The organism is Rummeliibacillus sp. TYF005 (assembly GCF_003844195.1).
In the GTDB taxonomy this organism is placed as follows: domain Bacteria; phylum Bacillota; class Bacilli; order Bacillales_A; family Planococcaceae; genus Rummeliibacillus.
On record NZ_ML122541.1, the window covers coordinates 369,889 to 376,591 of the forward strand.

Below are 6,703 nucleotides of genomic sequence, written 5' to 3' on the forward strand. Positions count from 1 at the left end.
AATATTACTTTTGCCATATTATCGATACATGATACAATAATAATTATGTGAATAGAGCGGAGTGTGGAAGATGGAAAAACGCGATTACTACGAAGTCTTAGGTATTGCAAAAACAGCATCTAAAGATGAAATTAAAAAAGCATATCGTAAACTATCAAAAAAATACCATCCTGATTTAAACAAGGAACCAGGGGCAGAAGAAAAATTCAAAGAAATTGCAGAAGCCTATGAAGTATTGAGTGATGATCAAAAACGTGCTCGATATGATCAATTTGGACATCAAGATCCAAATCAAGGCTTCGGAGGTTTCGGAGGCTTTAGTGGTTCTGAAGGCTTTGGAGGCTTTGAAGATATCTTTAGTTCATTCTTTGGTGGTGGCGGAAGAACTCGCCGCGATCCGAATGCACCACGTAAAGGCGACGATCTTCAATACCGAATGACAATTAGCTTTGAAGAAGCTGTCTTTGGTAAAGAAAAAGAAATTGAAATTCCTCGAGAAGAAACTTGTGAAACTTGTCATGGTACTGGTGCTAAACCAGGAACTTCAAAAGAAACATGTTCATACTGTAATGGATCTGGTCAAACATCAGAAACAGTTAACACACCATTTGGTCAAATGGTTAACCGTCGCACATGTAGCCACTGTCAAGGTACAGGTCAAATCATTAAAGATAAATGTTCAACATGTCATGGTGCAGGTACTGTTAAAAAACGTAAGAAGATTAAAGTCAACATTCCAGCAGGTGTGGATGACGGCCAACAATTACGTTTAAGTGGTCAAGGTGAAGCAGGTATAAACGGTGGTCCAGCAGGGGATTTATACATTGTATTCCATGTCCGAGCTAGCGATAAATTTGAACGTGATGGTGATGATATCTATTTAGAATTACCAATCACATTCCCTCAAGCTGCCCTTGGTGATGAAATTGAAGTGCCGACAATCAATGGCAAAGTGAAAATGAAAATACCTGCAGGTACACAATCAGGTGATCGTTTCCGTTTGAAAGGTAAGGGTGTCAAAAACGTTCATGGTTATGGTACAGGTGACCAACATGTCATTGTTCAAATTAAAACTCCGAAAAAACTTACGGAAAAACAAAAAGAATTACTACGTGAGTTCGCTAATGTTTCAGGTGATATTCCTGAGGAACAAAGTAGCTCATTAATTGATAAGTTAAAGAAAAAATTTAAAGGTGAATAATTAGAGGAGTGATTGTAAGTGAAATGGTCGGAATTATCCATCCATACTACAAATGAAGCTGTTGAACCTATCTCAAATATATTGCATGAGGCCGGTGCAAGTGGAGTTGTAATTGAAGATTCAGAAGATCTTATCAAAGTTCATGAAAATGAATTTGGTGAAATATATGATTTAGATCCATCCGATTTCCCAGTAGATGGAGTAATTATAAAGGCGTACTTACCTGTCACAAGCTTTTTAGGAGAAACAGTAGAAGAAATCAAACTTGCAATCACTAATCTGATTAATTTTGATATTAATATAGGTGCCAATGAAGTTTCTATTAGTGAAGTGAACGAAGAAGAATGGGCAACTGCTTGGAAGAAATATTACCACCCAGTGAAAATCTCCAATCGCTTTACAATCGTTCCGACATGGGAAATGTATGAACCGGTTGATAGTGATGAACTAATCATTGAATTAGATCCCGGAATGGCATTTGGTACAGGGACTCATCCTACTACAGTTATGAGTTTGCAAGCACTTGAAAAATATATTACAAAAGATTCTACAGTTATTGATGTAGGGACTGGCTCTGGTGTGTTAGCAATTGGAGCAGCTATGTTAGGTGCAAAACATATTCATGCACTTGACTTGGATGAAGTAGCTGTGAAATCCGCTAAATTAAATGTTAAGCTAAACAAAGTTCAAGACCATATTGATGTAGTACAAGGGAATTTATTGAATACGGTAAAAGAACCTGCTGAAATTGTTGTCGCGAACATATTAGCGGAAATTATTATGACTTTTACTGATGATGCATATACGGTTGTTAAACCAGGTGGATATTTCATCACATCAGGTATTATCGAAGCAAAAAAAGAAGATGTGAAAGCATCTCTTGAAAAAGCGGGCTTTTTGATTGAAGAGGTTATGATGATGGAAGACTGGGTTACAATTGTTTCACGCAAAGCTGAAATTTAATGGAGTGTACTTATGCAAAGATATTTTATCAACGAATCATTTGACAATGAATTAGCCATCATCGTCGGGGATGACGCTCACCATATAACGAAAGTCATGCGAATGCGTGCTGGCGATGAAATTATCGTCGTACATAATGGTGAAGCAACCATTTGTGAAATTGCAAATCTAACTGAAGAAGGAGTGCATGTGAAAAAAACAACACGTACACTCCGTTCTCCAGAACTTCCGATTCATGTAACGATTGCTTGTGGTTTACCTAAAGGTGATAAGCTAGATTTAATTGTTCAAAAGTCAACAGAGCTTGGAATGTACTCTTTTATACCTTTTGAGGCGGAACGCTCAATTGTAAAATGGGATTATAAAAAAGGCAAAAAGAAACAAGAACGTTTGCAAAAGATTGCAAAAGAAGCAGCTGAACAATCGCATCGTACACATATTCCGACAATTGAAGAACCTATTAGTTTTAAAAAACTTTTACAAGAAGTAGAAAACTATGATGTAGTCTTTCTTGCGGATGAAGAAGATGCGAAACAAGAAGTACGTACGAGATTTGCCGAACAACTAAAAAAGGTGTATGATTATAAATCAATGCTTGTTATCTTCGGTCCAGAAGGTGGAATTGCCCGCGAAGAGGCACAAGCTCTACAACAATTAGGATGTCAGTGCATATCACTAGGACCTAGAATATTACGAGCAGAAACAGCACCTTTCTATGTGCTTTCTGCTATTTCTTATGAATTTGAATGAAAGAGGTGAGCAGCCTTGTCTTCAGTGGCTTTTCACACACTTGGATGTAAAGTGAATCACTATGAAACAGAAGCAATTTGGCAACTGTTCAAAGATGAAGGTTATGAACGTAAAGAATTTGATCATCAAGCGGATGTATATGTGATTAATACATGTACAGTTACGAATACAGGGGACAAAAAAAGTCGTCAAGTCATTCGCCGTGCGATACGTCAAAATCCAGATGCAGTAATTTGTGTAACAGGATGCTATGCACAAACTTCACCTGCAGAGATTATGGCTATTCCAGGTGTTGATATAGTAGTCGGAACACAAGACCGTACGAAAATGCTTGGATATATTGAACAATACAAGCAAGAACGACAACCTATCAATGCAGTAAAAAATATTATGAAAAACAGAGTATATGAAGAATTGGATGTACCTTATTTCACTGACCGTACACGCGCTTCTTTGAAAATTCAAGAAGGGTGCAATAACTTCTGTACTTTCTGTATTATCCCATGGGCACGCGGTTTAATGCGTTCTCGTGATCCAAAAGAAGTTGTACGTCAAGCACAACAACTTGTGGATGCTGGCTATTTAGAAATCGTTTTAACAGGTATCCATACAGGTGGTTATGGACAAGACTTAAAAGACTATAATTTGGCACAACTTCTACGAGATATTGAAGCAAATGTTAAAGGTTTAAAACGTCTACGAATCAGTTCAATTGAAGCAAGTCAATTAACAGATGAAGTAATTGAAGTGTTACGTGATTCTAAAATTGTTGTCAATCATTTACACATTCCTATCCAATCTGGTTCTGACACAGTTTTAAAACGGATGCGTCGTAAATACACGATGGAATTTTTCGGAGAACGTTTAGATCGCTTACGTGAAGTATTACCAGACTTAGCTGTAACTTCAGACGTCATTGTAGGTTTCCCTGGTGAAACTGAAGAAGAATTTATGGAAACTTATAACTTCATCGCAAAACATAAATTTGCAGAACTTCATGTATTCCCATTCTCAAAACGTACAGGTACTCCTGCTGCTCGAATGGAAGACCAAGTTGATGAAGAAGTTAAAAATGAACGTGTACATCGTTTGTTAACTTTAAATGATCAATTAGCTAAAGAATACGCTTCAAAATTTGAAGGTGAAGTTCTTGAAATCATTCCAGAAGAAGTGATTAAAGAAGGCGAAGAAGCTGGATTAGTGACTGGTTATACTCCGAACTATTTGAAAATTGTATTTGAAGGCACTGAAGATATGATTGGTAAACTAGTCAAAGTCAAAATTGACAAGGCAGGATATCCACATTCACATGCACAATTCGTTCGCGTATTGGACACTGTTGAAGCCTAATTTTAGAATATGTCAAAAAGCCTAGCGACCAAAGCTGGGCTTTTTTGTTATAGTTATATTATTGAATGTAGAAAAATGAATTGAGGCGATGCAGATGAAAAAGTTGGCACTTATATTAATCATTATGACACTCGTTGTCTCAAGTGCTGTGTTAATCGTCAATCATCAAACAGACCAAGGATTATTAAAAAATAGTAATCGTAATTATATGAATTCAACTGTTTCTACAAAGCCATCGAAAGATTTAACCAAGGGAACAACAAAAGAAGCACCAAAAGTTAACATAAAAGAGAAAAAGCAAGTACGACCCAAAAAGGTTAAAAAGGATATTGTGGTTACCATTGATCCAGGTCATCAAGAAAAAGCAAATTTGGGACAAGAACCTGTTGCACCAAAATCTAAAATGACCAAATTTAAAGCGACTGTCGGTTCAAGAGGTGCCATAACAAAAAAGAGTGAGTATGCGATTACTTTAGATGCTTCTAAAATGCTGCAAAAAAAACTACAGAAAAAGGGTTATAAAGTTTTTTTAACTCGGTATACAAATGAAGTAGACTTATCGAATATTGAGCGCGCTAAAATCGCAAACAAACGTCAGTCATCGTTATTCATCAGAATACATGCTGATGGTGCGGAAAATCCAAATGTACATGGGTTCTCAATCATAGCCCCCGGAAAGGATAATCCTTACACGAAGAAAGTATTCCGAGAGAGTAAAATAGCTGCTCAAACCATTGTTAAACAAGTAGAAAAGGATTTTGTACTCTACCAAAATGGCCTTATTTATCGTAGCGATTTGGCAGGATTTAATTGGTCTAAAGTACCCGTTATTCTTGTAGAGTTAGGTTATATCTCTAATCCACAAGAAGACAGAAATCTATCTAACAGCCATTATCTTGATAAGTTATCGACATCAATTTCTGATGGTGTTAGTGAATATTTAGATAAAACAAAGTAAAAGCTAGTGCACAAAAGACAAGAACGTTCTTCTTATTGTGCACTTTTTCTTTTTATTGTTTTCAGAACTATCGGAATATATCAAGGGCAATCTATACTTGGAAAATCATTTATTTATATTTGTTTTAATGGAAAGGATATAGCTATTCATGTTAGACTTGAGATGTACGTACATCTTAGTTATTAAAGGAGTTTTACAAAATGACAAAAAATTATGCTTCATATATTGATCACACATTATTAAAACCAGAAGCAACTGAAGAACAAATTAAAAAGATCTGTGCAGAAGCAAAAGAATATGGTTTTGCTTCAGTTTGTGTAAACCCCACTTGGGTTAGCTTAGCTGCATCAGAGCTAAAAGATGCAACATCTAAAGTTTGTACAGTAATTGGATTCCCATTAGGAGCTTCTACAAGCGCAACAAAAGCATTTGAAACAAAAGATGCAATCGCAAATGGCGCAGAAGAAATTGATATGGTGATTAATATTGGTGCATTAAAAAGCGAACAGTATGATGTAGTGGAAAATGATATTAAAGCTGTTGTTGAAGCTGCAAACGGTACTTTAGTGAAAGTTATTATCGAAACATGCCTTCTTTCAGATGAAGAAAAGATCAAAGCATGTGAATTATCTGTTAAAGCAGGAGCTGATTTTGTTAAAACTTCAACTGGATTTTCAACAGCAGGCGCTAAAGCAGAAGATGTTGCATTAATGCGTAAAACTGTTGGCCCTGAAATTGGAGTTAAAGCATCAGGCGGTGTTAGAAGTTTAGAAGACTTAGAATCTATGGTAGCAGCAGGAGCTACTCGTATCGGTGCAAGTTCTGGAGTTAAAATTATAAAAGGACAAATTTCAAAAACAGACTATTAATTCGCCCAATAGTATTGACCTAAGCCTAGATATACGTTATAATTCTTTAGTACACAACGTTATTATGTAAATAAGTAATGTTGCTGTTTTGACGTGTGTTCGGAGGGAGGGAAAAAGAGATGACAAAAACTGTCGTTAGAAAAAACGAATCGCTTGAAGATGCTCTTCGCCGCTTCAAACGTACTGTTTCTAAAAGTGGTACTATTCAAGAGGTAAGAAAACGCGAATTTTATGAAAAACCTAGCGTAAAACGCAAAAAGAAATCAGAAGCTGCACGTAAACGTAAGTGGTAATATCCATTCCTAGACAATCCCTACGTTCTAAACACGCACTATCATGATTTATTAAACTCGCAAATAATCTAAGCCGGGAAATCTTAATTGGTTTCTCGGCTTATTTATTTTTCAACAGTCTTATTACATAATTCCTTTAGCTATTCAAAAATTTGAATAGCATACTAAATGTTTTGGCTCTATACTAAATGTGGTGGTGTGGTCAATAGAATCAAGACTTTGACAACTTTCTAAAAATGCACAAAAAAATAACATCCTACTCACTCTTTTTGATACCTTTAATGTGGCGCAAAAAAGGATTGGAGTGAGTATGGATGCA

7 protein-coding genes are annotated in these 6,703 nt (G+C 36.1%); all 7 read left to right on the plus strand.

The features are described from left to right. Positions 1 to 70 precede the first annotated feature (70 nt). Entirely contained in the window at positions 71 to 1,201 is a 1,131-nt protein-coding gene (dnaJ, locus tag CW357_RS01875) for a molecular chaperone DnaJ (protein ID WP_119414813.1), read from the plus strand. An 18-nt stretch (positions 1,202 to 1,219) separates the two neighbouring features. Next, positions 1,220 to 2,164 (plus strand): 50S ribosomal protein L11 methyltransferase, encoded by a 945-nt coding sequence (gene prmA / locus CW357_RS01880; RefSeq protein WP_119414814.1) that lies wholly within the window; start codon positions 1,220 to 1,222, stop codon positions 2,162 to 2,164. Between the two features lie 12 nt (positions 2,165 to 2,176). After that, a complete protein-coding gene (locus tag CW357_RS01885) occupies positions 2,177 to 2,914 on the plus strand; it encodes a 16S rRNA (uracil(1498)-N(3))-methyltransferase (protein ID WP_119414815.1) in 738 nt (245 codons plus the stop codon). Positions 2,915 to 2,929: 15 nt separating this feature from the next. Then, positions 2,930 to 4,264: a tRNA (N(6)-L-threonylcarbamoyladenosine(37)-C(2))-methylthiotransferase MtaB gene (gene mtaB / locus CW357_RS01890; RefSeq protein WP_119414816.1), complete on the plus strand. Its 1,335-nt coding sequence runs from the start codon at positions 2,930 to 2,932 to the stop codon at positions 4,262 to 4,264. Positions 4,265 to 4,358: 94 nt separating this feature from the next. After that, entirely contained in the window at positions 4,359 to 5,222 is an 864-nt protein-coding gene (locus CW357_RS01895) for an N-acetylmuramoyl-L-alanine amidase family protein (RefSeq protein WP_158582314.1), read from the plus strand. A gap of 200 nt (positions 5,223 to 5,422) precedes the next feature. Beyond that, positions 5,423 to 6,091 carry a deoxyribose-phosphate aldolase gene (gene deoC, locus CW357_RS01900; RefSeq protein WP_119414818.1) on the plus strand — a complete coding sequence of 223 codons (669 nt, stop codon included), beginning with the start codon at positions 5,423 to 5,425 and terminating at the stop codon, positions 6,089 to 6,091. Positions 6,092 to 6,210: 119 nt separating this feature from the next. After that, complete coding sequence (rpsU, locus tag CW357_RS01905; protein WP_010287987.1) at positions 6,211 to 6,384, plus strand: 30S ribosomal protein S21; 174 nt, start codon at positions 6,211 to 6,213, stop codon at positions 6,382 to 6,384. The last annotated feature ends 319 nt before the right edge of the window (positions 6,385 to 6,703 follow it).

What these genes read in the sequence shown, in the direction of transcription:
- dnaJ (WP_119414813.1), top strand. Translation starts at nt 71, where the DNA reads ATGGAAAAACGCGATTACTACGAAGTCTTAGGTATTGCAAAAACAGCA.
- CW357_RS01885 (WP_119414815.1), top strand. Translation starts at nt 2,177, where the DNA reads ATGCAAAGATATTTTATCAACGAATCATTTGACAATGAATTAGCCATC.
- CW357_RS01895 (WP_158582314.1), top strand. Translation starts at nt 4,359, where the DNA reads ATGAAAAAGTTGGCACTTATATTAATCATTATGACACTCGTTGTCTCA.
- deoC (WP_119414818.1), top strand. Translation starts at nt 5,423, where the DNA reads ATGACAAAAAATTATGCTTCATATATTGATCACACATTATTAAAACCA.
- rpsU (WP_010287987.1), top strand. Translation starts at nt 6,211, where the DNA reads ATGACAAAAACTGTCGTTAGAAAAAACGAATCGCTTGAAGATGCTCTT.